Source organism: Rhodoglobus sp. GW821-FHT12B09 (genome assembly GCF_058809925.1).
This window is the reverse complement of record NZ_JBXATB010000007.1, coordinates 131,100-146,154: the sequence shown is the minus strand read 5'-3', so window position 1 is coordinate 146,154 and position 15,055 is coordinate 131,100. Positions and strand designations below refer to the sequence as shown.

14 protein-coding genes are annotated in these 15,055 nt (G+C 70.5%); 8 read left to right on the top strand and 6 right to left on the bottom strand.

Annotated elements, in window-relative coordinates; all coding sequences use genetic code 11:
• The first annotated feature begins 9 nt into the window (after window positions 1-9).
• From AC1RTC_RS13750 to AC1RTC_RS13735, 4 genes are all read left to right on the top strand, one after another.
• Window positions 10-1,113 carry a P-loop NTPase gene (locus AC1RTC_RS13750; RefSeq protein WP_493156599.1) on the top strand — a complete coding sequence of 368 codons (1,104 nt, stop codon included), beginning with the start codon at window positions 10-12 and terminating at the stop codon, window positions 1,111-1,113.
• Between the two features lie 42 nt (window positions 1,114-1,155).
• The gene (locus AC1RTC_RS13745) at window positions 1,156-1,449 is read left to right on the top strand and encodes a hypothetical protein (protein ID WP_493156597.1); all 294 of its coding nucleotides are present in this window, start codon (window positions 1,156-1,158) and stop codon (window positions 1,447-1,449) included.
• 253 nt (window positions 1,450-1,702) lie between these two features.
• Entirely contained in the window at window positions 1,703-2,620 is a 918-nt protein-coding gene (locus AC1RTC_RS13740) for a LysR family transcriptional regulator (protein WP_493156595.1), read from the top strand.
• 220 nt (window positions 2,621-2,840) lie between these two features.
• A complete protein-coding gene (locus AC1RTC_RS13735) occupies window positions 2,841-4,877 on the top strand; it encodes a right-handed parallel beta-helix repeat-containing protein (RefSeq protein WP_493156593.1) in 2,037 nt (678 codons plus the stop codon).
• Window positions 4,878-4,910: 33 nt separating this feature from the next.
• Here the strand turns inward: AC1RTC_RS13735 and AC1RTC_RS13730 are convergent, their stop codons facing one another.
• Together AC1RTC_RS13730 and AC1RTC_RS13725 are read right to left on the bottom strand one after the other, a co-directional pair.
• The gene (locus tag AC1RTC_RS13730) at window positions 4,911-6,365 is read right to left on the bottom strand and encodes a pyridoxal phosphate-dependent decarboxylase family protein (protein WP_493156591.1); all 1,455 of its coding nucleotides are present in this window, start codon (window positions 6,363-6,365) and stop codon (window positions 4,911-4,913) included.
• Window positions 6,352-7,680, bottom strand: coding sequence for an MFS transporter (locus AC1RTC_RS13725; RefSeq protein ID WP_493156589.1), 1,329 nt, complete (start codon window positions 7,678-7,680; stop codon window positions 6,352-6,354). The genes AC1RTC_RS13730 and AC1RTC_RS13725 overlap by 14 nt, the downstream gene beginning before the upstream one ends.
• A 31-nt stretch (window positions 7,681-7,711) precedes the next feature.
• Between AC1RTC_RS13725 and AC1RTC_RS13720 the strand changes: the two genes are divergently transcribed.
• Entirely contained in the window at window positions 7,712-9,262 is a 1,551-nt protein-coding gene (locus AC1RTC_RS13720; protein WP_493156587.1) for a succinic semialdehyde dehydrogenase, read from the top strand.
• Here the strand turns inward: AC1RTC_RS13720 and AC1RTC_RS13715 are convergent.
• Window positions 9,259-9,621, bottom strand: a complete 363-nt coding sequence (locus tag AC1RTC_RS13715) for a twin-arginine translocase TatA/TatE family subunit (protein WP_493156585.1) — start codon at window positions 9,619-9,621, stop codon at window positions 9,259-9,261. The genes AC1RTC_RS13720 and AC1RTC_RS13715 overlap by 4 nt on opposite strands.
• Before the next feature lie 48 nt (window positions 9,622-9,669).
• On the opposite strand from AC1RTC_RS13715, the gene AC1RTC_RS13710 reads away from it, so the two are divergent.
• Window positions 9,670-10,302 carry an O-methyltransferase gene (locus AC1RTC_RS13710; RefSeq protein ID WP_493156583.1) on the top strand — a complete coding sequence of 211 codons (633 nt, stop codon included), beginning with the start codon at window positions 9,670-9,672 and terminating at the stop codon, window positions 10,300-10,302.
• A 15-nt stretch (window positions 10,303-10,317) separates the two neighbouring features.
• Here AC1RTC_RS13710 and AC1RTC_RS13705 read toward each other — a convergent pair whose 3' ends face one another.
• The 3 genes from AC1RTC_RS13705 to dapE form a co-directional block, all read right to left on the bottom strand.
• The gene (locus AC1RTC_RS13705; RefSeq protein WP_184233803.1) at window positions 10,318-10,491 is read right to left on the bottom strand and encodes a DUF3117 domain-containing protein; all 174 of its coding nucleotides are present in this window, start codon (window positions 10,489-10,491) and stop codon (window positions 10,318-10,320) included.
• Window positions 10,492-10,598: 107 nt separating this feature from the next.
• Window positions 10,599-11,810: a hypothetical protein gene (locus AC1RTC_RS13700; protein ID WP_493156580.1), complete on the bottom strand. Its 1,212-nt coding sequence runs from the start codon at window positions 11,808-11,810 to the stop codon at window positions 10,599-10,601.
• Window positions 11,792-12,856: a succinyl-diaminopimelate desuccinylase gene (dapE, locus tag AC1RTC_RS13695; RefSeq protein ID WP_493156578.1), complete on the bottom strand. Its 1,065-nt coding sequence runs from the start codon at window positions 12,854-12,856 to the stop codon at window positions 11,792-11,794. The genes AC1RTC_RS13700 and dapE overlap by 19 nt, the downstream gene beginning before the upstream one ends.
• A 27-nt stretch (window positions 12,857-12,883) precedes the next feature.
• Between dapE and dapD the strand changes: the two genes are divergently transcribed.
• Both dapD and AC1RTC_RS13685 read left to right on the top strand, forming a co-directional pair.
• Window positions 12,884-13,819: a 2,3,4,5-tetrahydropyridine-2,6-dicarboxylate N-succinyltransferase gene (gene dapD / locus AC1RTC_RS13690; protein ID WP_493156576.1), complete on the top strand. Its 936-nt coding sequence runs from the start codon at window positions 12,884-12,886 to the stop codon at window positions 13,817-13,819.
• 232 nt (window positions 13,820-14,051) lie between these two features.
• Window positions 14,052-14,906: a DUF559 domain-containing protein gene (locus AC1RTC_RS13685; RefSeq protein WP_493156575.1), complete on the top strand. Its 855-nt coding sequence runs from the start codon at window positions 14,052-14,054 to the stop codon at window positions 14,904-14,906.
• Window positions 14,907-15,055: the final 149 nt, after the last annotated feature.

Genomic DNA, 15,055 nt, shown 5'->3' with positions numbered 1-15,055 from the left:
GCACTCCCGATGAGTCCCGACGAGAGCCTCAGCGACCGGGTGGTGACCGCGCTCGCGCGCGTCATCGACCCCGAGCTGCGCCTGCCCATCACGGAGCTGGGGATGGTCGGCGGGGTCTCGGTCGACGACGGCCTGGCGACTGTCGACCTCAAACTCACGATCGTGGGCTGCCCCGCCGCCGACACCATCGAGCGCGACGTGCGCGAGGCGGCGCTCACCGTCACGGGCGCCGTGCAGGTCAACGTGTCCGTGATGTCCCGAGAAGAGCGCGCGGCCCTCACCGAGAAGCTGCGCGGCGGCCGGCCCAAGACCCTGCAGTTCGGCCCGGACTCGCTCACCCGCATCTACGCGATCTCGAGCGGCAAGGGCGGCGTCGGCAAGTCGACGCTCACCGCGAACCTCGGCGTCGCCCTCGCCGCCCGCGGCCTGCGCGTCGGCATCGTGGACGCCGACGTGTTCGGCTTCTCGATCCCGGGCCTGCTGGGCGTCGCGGGCGCGAAGCCGACCCAGGTCGACGAGATGATCCTGCCGCCCGTCGCGCACGGGGTGAAGGTCATCTCGATCGGCATGTTCGTCGAGGGCAACACCGCCGTCTCCTGGCGCGGTCCGATGCTGCACCGCACACTCCAGCAGTTCCTCACCGACGTATTCTTCGGCGACCTCGACGTGCTCCTGCTCGACCTCCCGCCCGGCACCGGCGACATCGCGATCTCGCTCGGGCAGCTGCTGCCCCAGGCGGAGGTGGTCGTCGTGACCACGCCCCAGTCCGCCGCCGCGGAGGTCGCGGAGCGCAGCGCCCTCGTGGCCCGCCAGACCGGGCAGACGGTCATCGGCGTCATCGAGAACATGGCGGGGCTCCCCCAGCCGGACGGCAGTGTGCTCCACCTCTTCGGCGAGGGCGGGGGCGCGGATGCCGCGGCGCGCCTCGACGTGCCGCTGCTGGCCTCGATCCCGCTGAGCCTCGCGCTGCGGGAGGGCGGGGATTCCGGCGAGCCCGTCGTGCTCGGGCATCCCGACGACCCCGCCGCCGCCGCGATCACGGCCGTCGCCGCCGCGCTCGCCACCCGCGCCCGGGGCCTCGCCGGCAGGAAGCTCGGCCTGAGCGTCACCTGAGGGCGCCGCCCGTTTATCGGGGCGCTGGCGTAGCGTCGAAGTATGGATACAGCAACAGTCTCCAGAACAGGGTGGGCGCGCTTCTTCGACGTACGGATGCCCGCGCTCTACTACGGCCTCGCCACGCTGTGGACGGTGTTCGCCGTCCTGCCGTGGGTCGACCCGGGCTTCGTCGGCGGAACCGGCCGCGCGCTCGAGATGACGCTGCTCGGCGGAGCGCTCGCGATCGTCCTGGCCGCGGCGGCGACGGTCACCGTCGTGATGCGCCGCAGGGGCGCGTGGCCGACCGACCGCAGGCCGAACCCCCAAGAGTCAGACCCGCGTTTTCGCGCCTGAGACGCAGAACGCCCCACTCGGCCGAGTGGGGCGTGGCGTGACCGGCTGACGGGCAGCGCGGTGGCTTCGGGTTAGAAGCGGCGGGTCGGGATGCGGCGGTATCCGTCGCGCACAACGGCGGCGATGGAGGCGGCGACTCCCGCGACGGCCAGGGCCGTGAGGATGACGAGATCGATTGACATGACTCAATTCTCGCCGCGTCAACCATGTAGGACAAGAACATAAAACTTACATGACTGTGTAGTCTGCCTACATGGATATTCGGCGGCTCGAGCTGCTCCGGGAGCTCGCCGACCGCGGCAGTATCACGGCCGTGGCGGCTGCCACCCGCCGCACCGCCTCCGCCGTGTCGCAGCAGCTGAAGATCCTCGAGCGGGAGGCCGGCGTGCCGCTCACGGAGCGGTCGGGCCGCGGCATCCAGCTCACCTCGGCCGGGCGCGCGCTCGCCAGAACCGCCGCCGACGTCGCCACCGCGATCGAGCGCGCGGAGGCCCTGTGGGAGGACTTCCGCTCGGCCCCGCGCGGCGAGGTCACGCTCACGATCTTCCCGACCGGCGGCCAGATGCTGCTGCCCGGCCTCCTGACAGCGATCGACCGGATGCCCGGGCTCGTCCTCCACGCCGGCGACCTCGACTCGCACGTGACGGACATCGCCGACCTCACCGCCGACTTCGACGTGGTGGTCGCCGACGCGCCGGGAGTGCTGCCCTCCTGGTCGGAGCGCGGGCTCACCGTCGTCCCGCTCATGCGCGAGCCCCTCGACATCGCCCTGCCGGAGGGCCATCCCCTCGGCGACAAGGCGGCCCTCACGCCCGCAGACCTCGTCGACGAGACCTGGATCGGCACCCCGCGCGATCTGCCGTTCGACAGGATCCTGCGCGGGATCGAGGCGGCGAACGCGTCGCCCGCCCACGTGATCCAGCGGTTCGCCGACAACGGAGTGGTCGAGGCCCTCGTCGCCGCGGGCCACGGCATCGGCATCCTGCCGCGGTTCACCACCCGCGATCGGGAGAACGGGCTCATCACGCGGCCGCTCGTGGGCGTGCGCGCGTCGCGGCTGATCTCGGCGCTACTGCGGCCGGACCGGGCCGAGCGGCCCTCCGTGCGCGCCGTCGTGGAGGCGCTGCGCGCGGAGGCGGAGCGCTTCGACAACGCCCACGCGGGCGCGTAGAACGCGTGCTTGACATCCGCCGGCAGCAGGGCCAAGGTCGTTAAAGCCAAAGCGCTTTGGCATTAGATTCACCACTGATCGCATGAGGATCCGTCATGCGAACAGAAACGCTTTAGCGACCGTACGGCACTGCCTCCCAGGCAGTTCTCCCGGGCTGGACGGCCGGCAACCATGCACCCCGCGCGCGGCATCGTCGCCGCGCGCCGACAAGGAGACAGCAATGAAGCTCACTCGCATGCTGGCCATGATGGGAACCGCCGCGATCCTCGCGGGGCTCTCCGTCGTCGCCGTCGCCGCCCCGGCCTCGGCCGCCGGCACCACGTACTACGTCGACGCCGTCGCGGGCTCGGATGCCGCTGCCGGAACGAGCACTGCCACGGCCTGGAAGACGCTCACCAAGGTGGGCGCGACGACCTTCGCGGCGGGCGACCGCATCCTCTTCAACCGAGGCCAGTCGTGGACAGGGCAACTGCACCCGCTCGGCTCCGGCACCTCCGGCAGCCCCATCACCATCGGCGCCTACGGCTCGGGCAACCGGCCGAAGATCGACGGCAGCTCCCTCACAGGCGGCCTCACGACCGGAGCGGCCGTGTACCTCAACAACCAGCAGTACTGGACTATCGACAACCTCGAGGTAGTCAACAACTCGGGCACCGACAACTTCGGGTCGATGACGGTCAACGGCGCGCACCGCGACGGCATCCTCGTGAACAACACGAGCGGGTCGACGCTGAGCGGCATCACGATCACCAACAACTGGGTGCACAACGTCAACGGCTGCTTCCACTGCTCCGAGATCGACTCCCACGGCAACGGCGGCATCACCGTTCTCGCCCAGGGCACGAGCGACAGCTGGGCGAATGTGCTCATCCAGTCGAACACCGTCGACTCCGTGGGCCGCACGGGCATCGGCTTCTGGGACATCTCGTACTACACCTCCGACCAGACGGTGGTCGTGGCGAGCCAGCTGAGCACCGGCGTGACCGTGCAGGACAACGTCGTGACCAACACCGACAGCGACGGCATCGTCGTCTACGGCTCCAAGGGCTCGATGCTCCAGCGCAACGTCGTCGGCAACGCCGGCCAGAAGACGATCGTGGGCTCGACGGAGCCCTCGGCGGCGGGCCTGTGGCCCACGCGCGGCATGGACGCGGTCGTGCAGTTCAACGAGGTCTACGGAACGCTCAAGCAGGGCACCGACGGCCAGGGCTTCGACGTCGACCTCGCGAGCATCAACACGAAGGTGCAGTACAACTACAGCCACGACAACGAGGGCGGCTTCCTGCTGATGATGGGCGGCTACTCGTCGAACCTGGTGGTGCGCGACAACCTGAGCGTCAACGACGGCTGGGGCGGCGAGAAGGGCATCTTCACGTTCTCGTACGGGGTGCAGGAGAACACGGACATCTACAACAACACCGTGTACATCCCGAGCGGGTCGACGGCCAAGCCGATCTACTGCGACGGCTGCGACGGCACCACTGCCGGCACCTGGAGCTTCCGCAACAACATCATCGAGAACCACGGCAGCGGCGAGTACCTCTACCCGAACACCGCGGGTGCCGTGATCGACTACAACGTGTTCTACGGCAACCACCCGGCCTCCGAGCCAGCCGACGCCCACAAGCTCACCACGAACCCGCTCCTGGTCTCCCCCGGAACGGCGCCGTACGGCATCGCCTCGGTCACGGGATTCAAGATCGGCTCGACCTCCCCGGCGAAGGCCAGCGGTGTCGTGATCGACGACAACGGCGGGCGCGACTACTTCGGCGCGGTCGTCGGTGTGACCACCGCTCCGAGCCGGGGCTTCCACGAGGTCGCGACAGTGGTCGAGCCGGCAACCCTCGCCGACTACGCCAACGACTGGTCGAAGACCTCCGCGCACAGCACCAACGCGCGCATCGACGTCTCCGGCCCGTTCAGCAACATGAGCGGCGACCTCGCCCGCTACGCGCGGACCAACGACTCCGCGGGCAGCATCACGTGGGACTTCTCCGGGATGAAGAACTTCTCGGCGAAGGTCTACCAGTTCTGGGCGAACTCCTCGTACCTCACGTGGAGCTCGTCGCCGGACGGCACGACGTGGACCACCGTCCCGACGTCGAAGACGACGGCCGTCGCGACCACGAACGGCTGGTCGACGACCACGTTCACGAACACCTCGACGCTGCCGACGGGAACGCGCTACCTGCGCGCGAACTTCGCCTCGAGCACGTCGTGGGCGGTCGAGATCGGCAAGGTCATCATCACCAAGTAGGGCAGGGCGGTGCGGCCCTCGGGCCGCACCGCCTCACCGCGGCTCGACCACCCGGGCGATGAGCTCGGTGAGCAGTCTCTCGGTGAGCGGCGCCGGCAGCGCCCCCACGAGCGCGAGCACCGGCGCCATCCGGTCGGGCAGCGCGCCGCCGCCCCCGCCGAGGCCCAGCCCCGCGAGGATGGCGGCGGCGGTCGCGGAGTCAAGGGGCCCCTCCGGCAGGGCGAACCCGGCGGGGAGCGACCCCAGTACGTCCGCCGCCGAGACCGGAGGAACGCCGCGCACCTCGTCCGCCGCCGCGACGAGCGCCGCCGAGAGCTCGGGCAGCACCGCCTCGGTGACCGGGGTGATCGTGAGGTGGGTGGTGTGCGGGAGCACCGTGCCGTCCGACTGCGCGAGCCCCGGCTGAAGCTGCAGGAGCCAGCCGTGGGCGCGCACCTGGTCGGCCCAGTGGTGCGGGTCGACCTGTGCCTGGGCGGGGGCCGCGGCATCCGTCGCCACAGCGATGAGCGGGCCGACCGGCGCCCCGACGACGCGCAGCCCCTCGATCGACCCGATGACGCCGATGAGCGCGCTGGTCGCGCGCTCGCACGACTCGGCGAGCGCGGCGAGGCCGTCGCGCCCGAGCGCGTGCGTGATCGCCCAGCCGGCCGCGAGCGCGCCCGCCGACTTCGAGCCCAGCATGGTGGGGTTCACGACCGGGTAGCCCGGCCACCGCGTCGTCGTGAAGAACTGGGCTCGCTGCCGGTCGCGCCCGCGCTGCAGCAGCACGGAGACGCCCTTCGGCGCGTAGCCGAACTTGTGCAGATCGGCGCTGATGCTCGTGACGCCCGGCACGCGGAAGTCCCACGCGGGCAGGCCGCTCCAGAACGGCAGCACCCAGCCGCCGATGCACGCGTCCACGTGGCACGCGATGCCGCGCTCCTGCGCGGCGGCCGCGACGGCCTCTACCGGGTCGAGCGCGGCGTGCGGGTAGCTCGGGGCGGAGACGACCACCAGCGCGACATCCGGCCCCATACGGGCGATCATGGCCTCGGCGGAGACCCGTCCGTCGGGACCCACCGGCACGAGGTCGAGCTCCAGCCCGAAGTAGTGCGCGGCCTTCTGGAACGCGGCGTGCGCGGTGACGGGGGCGAGCAGCCGTGGCGTCCCCGATCCCGACCACAGGTCTCGCGCGGTCTTCACCGCGAGCAGACAGCTCTCGGTGCCTCCGGTCGTCACGCTGCCCACGACATCCGAGTCGCCCCCGAGCAGCTCCCGCGCGAATCCGACGACCTCGCCCTCCATCACGGCGACCGAGGTGAACGTGGTGGGGTCGAGCCCGTTCACCGGCTGCACGGCGCGGATCGCGGCCGCGGCGAGCTCGTCCAGCTCGGCGAGACCGGAGTCGTACACGTACGACAGCACGTGGCCGCCGTGGGTGGGGGCATCCGCCGCTCGCAGCTCCCCGAGCCGCGCGAGGATGTCTGCAGGCTGTTCAACGAACCGCATCGATGTCCGCCTTCCGGAGGGGGTAGCGGGCGAAGGCCAGGAGCGACGCCGCGATGATCATGGCGGGCACGATGCTGAAGCTGATGATGATCCCGGTGATGGCCGACGGCGGCTGCACCACCACCTGCCCCGCAACAGCCTCCAGGTAGCCGGATGCCGCGAGCACGAGCGTGAGCACCGTCGAGCCCAGCGCCATCCCGGTCGTCTCGCCCGCGGTCCACACGCCGCCGAACGTTCCCGCGCTCGCGAGCCCGTGACGGTCCGCGTCGTGCGAGATCACGTCGGGCAGCATGGACATGGGCAGGGACTGCATCCCCGCGTACCCCGCGCCGGCGAGCGCGACGGGCGCGTACACCCACTCCCCCGGGAACCACACGAGCAGCACCATGGAGAGCGCGGCGACGCCGAACAGCACGGACGCGATGGTGAACGAGCGCTCCTTGCCGATGCGGCGCGAGATGACCGCCCACACCGGAGCGAAGATGATCGCGGGGGCGATGAGCGACAGGAACAGGATCGTCACGCCGGTGCCGAGCACCCACTTCGAGAGGTACGCGGCACCCGCGAGCATGAGGCCGGTAGCGAGGCCCTGCAGCAGGAAGGTGAGCAGCAGCGCGCGGAACGGCTGGCTGCGGCGCAGGGCAGCGAAGCCGGCGCGGTAGTTGTCGAGGATCGAGAACGGCTCCACGGCGGTCGGCGCACCGCGGCGGGCGACGAACGAGGAGACGAGCATCCCGCCGCCGATAACCAGGCCGGCCACGACCGCCATCACGAGGTAGCCCGTGTAGGCGTTCGAGAAGGCCTTCTGGATCTCGGGCGCCCCCGCGCCGAAGAGCAGGATCGCGAGCGTCAGGACGACCACGCGCGCCGAGATGAGCTTCGTGCGGTCGTCGTACCCGCTCGCGAGCTCCGCGGGCAGCGCGATGTACGGCACCTGGAACAGCGAGAACGCCGTGGCCGTGAGTAGGAACGCGAGCAGCACCCAGACCCCGGAGGCGAGCGGCCCGATACCGGCCGGCACGGCGAAGGTCAGGATGAAGAACACCGGCAGCGCGAGCGCGCCCAGGATCATGAACGGCCGCCGCGACCCGCGCAGCGCGAGGCTGCGGTCGCTGCGGGCGCCGATGACCGGGTCGATGATCACGTCCCAGATCTTGGCGATCGTGACGAGCACGCCGGCGGCGAGGGCGGCGATGCCCAGCGTGTCCGTCATGTAGATCACGAGCACGAGCCCGGGGAGCGTGGCGAAGCCGCCCGTTCCGAGGGATCCGATGGCGTAGGTGGCGATGGTTTTTCGGGTGAGAACGCTCTCCATTTTCGAGAGCCTAGCGGCGTAGAGTCGCTGCATGGCAGCATCGACGCTTACCCAGCCCCTCGTCTCCGGCCTCGTCGCCGACCTGACCACGACCACCGGCGACACCGTGCCCGTCATCGCGCCCTTCACCGGCGAGGTCCTGCACCAGCTGCCGATCAGCTCCGCAGAGGACGTGGCGGATGCCGCGGCCGCAGCCCGCATCGCCCAGAAGTCATGGCGCGAGGCCGGCTTCGCCCACCGCCGCGCCGTGCTGCTCAAGGCCCACGACCTCTTGCTCGAGCGCCGGGAGGAGCTGCTCGACATCCTGCAGACCGAGTCCGGCAAGACCCGCGGGCAGGCCTTCGAGGAGGTATTCCAGAGCGCGTCGGTGACCCGCTACTACGCCGTCTCGGCGCGCGGCGTGCTGCGGACGCGGCACCGCCGCTCGGGCATCCCGACCGTCGTGCGCACCCGCGTCGGCTACAAGCCGAAGGGCGTCATCGGCATCATCACGCCGTGGAACTATCCGATCGCCCTGTCGATCATGGATGTCATCCCCGCCCTCGCGGCGGGCAACGCCGTGGTGCAGAAGGCCGACAACCAGGGCGCGCTCTCGATACTCTCGTCGCGGCGCGCCTTCATCGAGGCCGGGGTTCCCGCCGCACTCTGGGCTGTCGTAGCCGGGGACGGCAGCACTGTCGGCAGCGCCGTTGTCGACGCCGCGGACTACGTCGCCTTCACGGGGTCGAGCGCCACGGGCATCCGGGTCGGCGAGCGCGCCATGTCGACGCTCACCGGCGCGTCCCTCGAGCTCGGCGGCAAGAACCCGCTCATCGTGCTCGACGACGTGAAGCCGGCAACCGCGGCCGCCAACGCCGTGTACTCCGTGTTCTCGTCGATGGGCCAGCTGTGCGTCTCGATCGAGCGCATCTACGTGGCCCGCTCGGTGGCCGAGGAGTTCACCGCCGCGTTCGTGTCGCGCACCCAGGCGCTCAGCCAGGGCCCCGCGCTGGACTACACGACGGATGTCGGCTCCCTCACCTCCGCGGCCCAGCTCGAGCGCGTGCAGAAGCACGTCGACGACGCCGTGAAGAAGGGCGCCACCGTGCTCGCGGGCGGGAAGGCGCGCCCCGACCTCGGCCCGTTCTTCTTCGAGCCGACCGTGCTCGCGAACGTCACCGAGGCGATGGAGTGCTTCGCGCACGAGACCTTCGGCCCGGTCGTCGCGATCACCGTGGTCGACAGCGAGGAGGAGGCGATCGCCGCGGCCAACGCGAGCGAGTTCGGCCTCAACGCCTCCGTGTTCAGCGGGTCGGTCTCCCGCGCCCGCCGCGTCGCCGACCGCCTCGACGCGGGCAGCGTCAACATCAACGAGGGCTACCGCGCGTCGTTCGGCAGCGTGGACGCCCCGCAGGGCGGCATGAAGCAGTCCGGCCTCGGCCGCCGGAACGGGCCCGAGGGCATCCTCCGCTACGTCGAGGCGCGCACGGTCGCCGAGGCGACGGGCATCCTCACCCTCCCGCGCACCGGCCCCGAGTGGGCCCGCCTCTCCGGCGTGATGATCGCGATGCTCAAGGGGCTCAAGGCGCTGCGCCGCCGCTAGGTGCTCTCGGTGTCGAACGGCGCCGGCTTGCCCTCTTTGAGGAACCTCTGCCGTTGCGCGTACGCGGACTCGCGGGCGGGCTTCACGACCGGCTGCTCCTGCTCGTCCTCGAGAAGGGCCTCCCGGATGATGCGGCGCGGGTCGTACTGGCGGGGGTCGAGCCGCTTCCAGTCGATGTCGTCGAAGTCGGGGCCCATCTCCTCGCGCATGCGGTCTTTGGCGCCGTTGGCCATGGTGCGGGCGGACTTCACCAGCCGGGCGAGCTGCGAGGCGTAGTACGGGAGGCGCTCGGGCCCGAGCAGGAAGACAGCGATGATCCCGATGATCAGGAGCTTGTCGAACGTCAGGCCAAAGGACACTCGCTCAGGATACCCGCCGCACCCCGCGCGTCCGCCTAGAGTTGCGTCGTGCCAGACAAGCTGTTGAGCGGGAAGTTCGCCGAGGAGTTCATCGTCGAACGCGCCGACATCGCGCTCATGCGCCAGCACTCCCTCGAGGTCGGGATCGAGCCGATCACCCCCGCGATGGGCGCGCAGCTCGCGGTGCTCGCTGCGGCGACGAGCCCGGCGAACATCATCGAGGTCGGGACCGGCCTCGGCGTGAGCGGGCTGTGGCTGCTGAGCGGCGTGCCCGAGGCGGTGCTCACCACCATCGACAAGGAGATCGACTTCCAGACGGTGGCGCGAAAGGCCTTCACCGACGCCGGGGTCGCGGGCAACCGCATCCGGCTGATCGGCGGCCGCGCGGAGGACGTGCTGCCGCGCATGAACGAGGGCAGCTACGACCTGGTCTTCATCGACGCCGACCCGGGGAACGTCATCGAGTACGTCGAGCACGGCCTGCGCCTCGCCCGGCGGGGCGGCACGGTCGTCGTCGCGCACGCGCTGTGGCGGGGCCGCGTCGCGGACCCCGCAGCGCGCGATGACACGGTCGCCGGATTCCGGATGCTCCTGAGGGAGATCGCGAGTTCCGACGCCGTGCTCACCGCGCTGTCACCGGTAGGAGACGGACTCCTGCAGATGACGAAACTGACTGACTGAAAGAAAGGCCAACCGCTAGGCGGTCGCGACAACTCCCGCAAGAGCGTCGTGCAGTTCCTTGGCCTCGGCGTCGTTCACTGACACCACGAGGCGTCCACCGCCCTCGAGCGGGACGCGAACGATGATGAGGCGACCTTCCTTGACAGCCTCCATTGGCCCGTCACCGGTCCTCGGTTTCATGGCTGCCATGAGCGTTCCCCTTTCACACGGATACGTCACCATTATCGTTCATCCGCCGCGTATCCCGAAAACGCGGGCAAAACAGCCGCCCTAGTTACGGGGGCGCCGCCCAGGGTTCACGGGGGCGTCCAGTCGTAGCCATCCACCCACCACGCCATGTTCACCCACGCGACCTGGCCGGCGATGCAGAGCACCACGAGGCCGGCGCGGTACCAGGGCGAGCGCGGTAGCGCGAAGGCGCCCAGGGCGGGGAACAGGGGCACGAGCAGGCGGAACGTGCTCGACTGCGGGAAGAACACGGCGAGCAGGTACAGCGCGTAGGAGGCGATCCAGAGCCGCAGGTCGACACCGAGCCGCTTGGCCCACGGCGTGAACAGGGCGGCGAAGAAGCCCAGGACGAGGATGACGAGGATGACGACGAGCGCCGGCAGCGGAATCCCCCACTGCCCCGCCCAGAAGGAGGCGGCCTTGAACCACGGGGTGAACGGCACCAGCTCCTGGTAGCCGATGTACGCCGAGCGCCAGGCCAGCTCGGTCTCGGTGTACGCCGTGGGCGACCCCGTGATCGCCCACGCGATGAGCAGCCACGCTATGCCCATGACGCCGCTGAAGAAGGCGGCGATGACGGACTTCACGCGGTCGCCCACCGAGAACTCCTCGTGGCGGCGGCGCACGAACCGGTAGACGACGTGCAGCGCGAGGGTGAGCGCGAACGCGAGCCCGCTCGGCCGCGTGAGGGACATGACCGCGATCACGGGCAGCAGCATGAGGTACCGCCGCTCCAGGAGCAGGTACAGCGCGGCGGCGAGCAGCAGCAGGTGCATCGACTCGGCGTACGAGACCTGCAGGATGGGCGAGAGCGGGGCTACGCAGAACAGCACGACCGCGAAGAGGGCGGCGCTGCCCGGCATCACGAGGTGCATGAGGCGGTAGAAGACGAGGGCGGCGCCGAGCGCGCAGGCGACCGAGACGAACACGGCGAGCACGGGGAAGTCCAGGCCCGTGACGAGCATGAGGAGCCGCACCACGGCCGGGAACGCGGGCATGAACGCCCACGCGCTCTCGCCCACGTGCCCGTCAGCGGTCATCGGCAGCTCCGACGGGTAGCCCACCACCGAGATGATGTAGTACCAGTGGCCGTCCCAGATGGAGGCGAAGTCGGCGTAGCCGGGGCTCGCGCCCGTCCAGGCGTTCGGCTGCTGCCGCGCGGCGAAGTCCAGCATGATCGCCGTGGTCACCACGCGCGACAGCAGGAACACCACGATCACCTTCACCCACCACGGGGTGAGGCGGTACCGGACCTTTGCCGCTACGAGCCCGTCAGCCACGCCCGCAGCCCCCGCTCGCACGCCTCGATCTCCGCCGTCGCGACGCGCTCGTCGTCGGCGTGGGCCTTGAGCGGGTCCCCGGGCCCGTAGTTGACCGCCGGGATGCCGAGCGCGGAGAACCGCGCGACATCCGTCCAGCCGTACTTCGGGCTCGCCTCGCCGCCGACCGCCGCGAGGAACTCCTGCGCGAGCGGAGCGTCGAGCCCCGGGCGGGCGCCCTCGGCGATGTCGGTGATCTCCAGGTCGAACCCGGCGAACACCTCGCGCAGGTGGGCGACGGCATCGTCGGCCGACCGGCTGGGCGCGAAGCGGTAGTTGATGCTGACGACTGCCTCGTCGGGGATGACGTTGCCCGCCACTCCCCCGCTGATCCCGACCGCGTTCAGCCCCTCGCGGTACACGAGGCCGTCGACCTCGAGCTCGGCCGGCACGTACTCGGCGAGGATCGCCAGCACCGGCGCCGCGTCGTGGATGGCGTTGTGGCCGACCCAGGCGCGGGCGCTGTGGGCGCGGACGCCGTGCAGGCGCACGTCCGCGCGGGCGGTGCCGTTGCATCCCCCCTCGATCGTCGCGCTGGTCGGCTCGCCCAGGATGGCGAAGTCGCCGGCGAGCAGATCGGGCCGGGATGCCGCGAGCCGCCCGAGCCCGTTGAGGGCGCTGTCGACCTCCTCGTGGTCGTACCAGATCCAGGTCACGTCGACGGGCGGACTCACCAGCTCGGCGGCGAGCTTGAGCGCGACCGCCACCCCGCCCTTCATGTCGACGGTCCCGCGGCCCACCAGGAAGCCGTCCTCCTCGCGCACGGGCAGGTTGTTGTTGACCGGCACGGTGTCGATATGGCCGGCGATGACCACGCGGCGGTCGCGGCCGAGGGTGGTGCGCGCGACTACGGCGTCCCCGTCGCGCGTGAGCTCCAGGTGCGCGAAGGGGCGGAGGGCCGCCTCGATCGCGTCCGCGATCCCCCGCTCGTTGCCCGACACCGACTCGATGTCGCACAGCTGTCGCGTGAGGTCGACGGAGGAGGCGGCGAGATCGAGCGCAGGCATGTGACCAGCTTAAGTACTCTTGGGTGCATGACATCGCGCGCTGCTTGGGGTTACGGTCTCGCGACCGTCGCCGGGGACGGAACCGTACTCGACACCTGGTACCCGAGCCCGAAGCTCGGCGGGATCCCCGCCGGAGTCGACCCGCACATCGCGCCGACCGAGTTCGAGGACCTCGAGGGCGCTGACGAGCGCCGCAACGTCACGCTGGACTTCGTGGCAGTCGAGATCGACCTGGATGCCCCGATCGCCTCCACCCCGGACGCCTACCTGCGCCTCCACCTCCTGAGCCACCTCCTCGTGGCCCCCAACACGATCAACCTCGACGGCATCTTCGCTCACCTGCCGATCGTGGTGTGGACCAACGCCGGCCCCGTGCATCCCGACGACTACACCCGCCTGCGCACCCAGCTGCAGCGCGCCGGCATCGCGGCGACCGGCATCGACAGGTTCCCGCGCCTGCTGGACTACGTCGCCCCCGAGCGCGTGCGCATCGCCGACGCCTCCCGGGTGCGCCTCGGAGCCCACCTCGCCCCGGGCACGACAGTCATGCACGAGGGCTTCGTCAACTACAACGCCGGCACGCTCGGCACGTCCATGGTCGAGGGCCGCATCTCGCAGGGCGTCGTCGTGGGCGACGGTGCGGACATCGGCGGCGGCGCGTCGATCATGGGCACGCTCAGCGGGGGCGGCACTACCCGCGTCACCATCGGCGCGCGGGCCCTGCTCGGCGCGAACTCGGGCGTGGGCATCCCGATCGGCGACGACACCGTCGTGGAGGCCGGGCTGTACGTGACGGCGGGCACGAAGGTCGCGCTGCTCGGCGGCGAGCCGCGCACAGTGAAGGCGCTCGAGCTCGCGAACGTGCCGGGGCTGCTCTTCCGCCGCAACTCGCTCACCGGCGCCGTCGAGGTGCTTCAGCGCAACGGCACGGGCGTCGAACTGAACTCGGCCCTGCACGCCTGAGCCGCCCGGTCTCCCCCCTCCTCTCCCCCGTCCCACCCCTGTTCCTCCCCCTCCGCCCCTGTCCCACCCCTGTGTGTGAAATGCAGGAGATCTGAACCCCGGATCCGCGAGATTGCCGGGTGCACATTCCCGACTACCGCCTCTTCTCCTGCATTTCACACCAGGGCGGCGGTAGTCCACAGACCTCGTCGCTGGGGCGAGCGCGCCCGCGCACGCGCGGCACGCTGCTGGGATGTCCCTCCTCGAAGACGTCCGACGTCGCGACGTTGCCGCCACCCATGAGCTGCTCGCCGATGGGTGGTCGAGCCGGCAACTCTCCCGCGCGGTGGCACGCGGCGAGATCGTCCGTGTTCGGCAAGGTTGGTATGCGGCCCCCGATCTGCCGATACCACTCCAAGAAGCCGTTCGCGTCGGCGGGCAGCTGACGTGCGCACAGGCGGGACGCTTGCTCGGTCTCAGCGTCCGAAACGGACCTCGGGTGCACGTGGCCGTCCCGCTGCACGCGTCGCGGTTGAGGCGCCCTGACAACGCGCGCGAACGGCTCGATCCCCGCGACGCGGTGATCCACTGGGTGGCCGACGGCGGACGAAGCCGGGTCATCCGCGACGTTCTGGACGTGCTCGTCGATATGGCGTACTGCCAGCCACTCGAACTCACGATTGCCGCGGTCGATTCCGCACTGCGGCTCGGTCTCACGGACAAGGCGGCCTGGCTCTCGCGGTGCAGGACCATGCCGCGCCGGCTCCGACGGTGGCTCGCACGAGTTGACAGGCGGGCCGCGTCGATCACTGAGTCACTCGTTCGCGTGAGGCTTCAGGGCCTCGGGATCGAGCCAAGGTTGCAGGTTCGAATCCCCGGCGTCGGTCGGGTGGACTTTCTGATCGGCACCCGCCTCGTCGTGGAGGTCGACGGGCGGGCGTACCATTCCGACCCCCAGGATTTCGAGCGTGATCGGACCCGCGACGCGCGGTTGAGCATCCGGGGCTACCGGGTTCTGCGTTTCTCGTACCAGCAGGTAATGAGCCGCTGGGGCGAGGTGAAGGGGGCGATTCTCGCCGCGCTCGCCCGGGGCGACCACGTGGGCTAGGGCGCCGAGCCGAAACGGCCACTGGCTCCCCCCGGTACGAAATGCAGGATCAGCCGCGAGCCTGAGTCATGCCATCCGCTAGATCGTGGGGTTCTTCGACAGGATCTCCTGCATTTCGCACCGTGGGGGGCGGGAGGCAAGGGGGCGGG

What these genes read in the sequence shown, in the direction of transcription:
- AC1RTC_RS13750 (WP_493156599.1), top strand. Translation starts at nt 10, where the DNA reads ATGAGTCCCGACGAGAGCCTCAGCGACCGGGTGGTGACCGCGCTCGCG.
- AC1RTC_RS13745 (WP_493156597.1), top strand. Translation starts at nt 1,156, where the DNA reads ATGGATACAGCAACAGTCTCCAGAACAGGGTGGGCGCGCTTCTTCGAC.
- AC1RTC_RS13740 (WP_493156595.1), top strand. Translation starts at nt 1,703, where the DNA reads ATGGATATTCGGCGGCTCGAGCTGCTCCGGGAGCTCGCCGACCGCGGC.
- AC1RTC_RS13735 (WP_493156593.1), top strand. Translation starts at nt 2,841, where the DNA reads ATGAAGCTCACTCGCATGCTGGCCATGATGGGAACCGCCGCGATCCTC.
- AC1RTC_RS13730 (WP_493156591.1), bottom strand. Translation starts at nt 6,365, where the DNA reads ATGCGGTTCGTTGAACAGCCTGCAGACATCCTCGCGCGGCTCGGGGAG.
- AC1RTC_RS13725 (WP_493156589.1), bottom strand. Translation starts at nt 7,680, where the DNA reads ATGGAGAGCGTTCTCACCCGAAAAACCATCGCCACCTACGCCATCGGA.
- AC1RTC_RS13720 (WP_493156587.1), top strand. Translation starts at nt 7,712, where the DNA reads ATGGCAGCATCGACGCTTACCCAGCCCCTCGTCTCCGGCCTCGTCGCC.
- AC1RTC_RS13705 (WP_184233803.1), bottom strand. Translation starts at nt 10,491, where the DNA reads ATGGCAGCCATGAAACCGAGGACCGGTGACGGGCCAATGGAGGCTGTC.
- dapE (WP_493156578.1), bottom strand. Translation starts at nt 12,856, where the DNA reads ATGCCTGCGCTCGATCTCGCCGCCTCCTCCGTCGACCTCACGCGACAG.
- dapD (WP_493156576.1), top strand. Translation starts at nt 12,884, where the DNA reads ATGACATCGCGCGCTGCTTGGGGTTACGGTCTCGCGACCGTCGCCGGG.
- AC1RTC_RS13685 (WP_493156575.1), top strand. Translation starts at nt 14,052, where the DNA reads ATGTCCCTCCTCGAAGACGTCCGACGTCGCGACGTTGCCGCCACCCAT.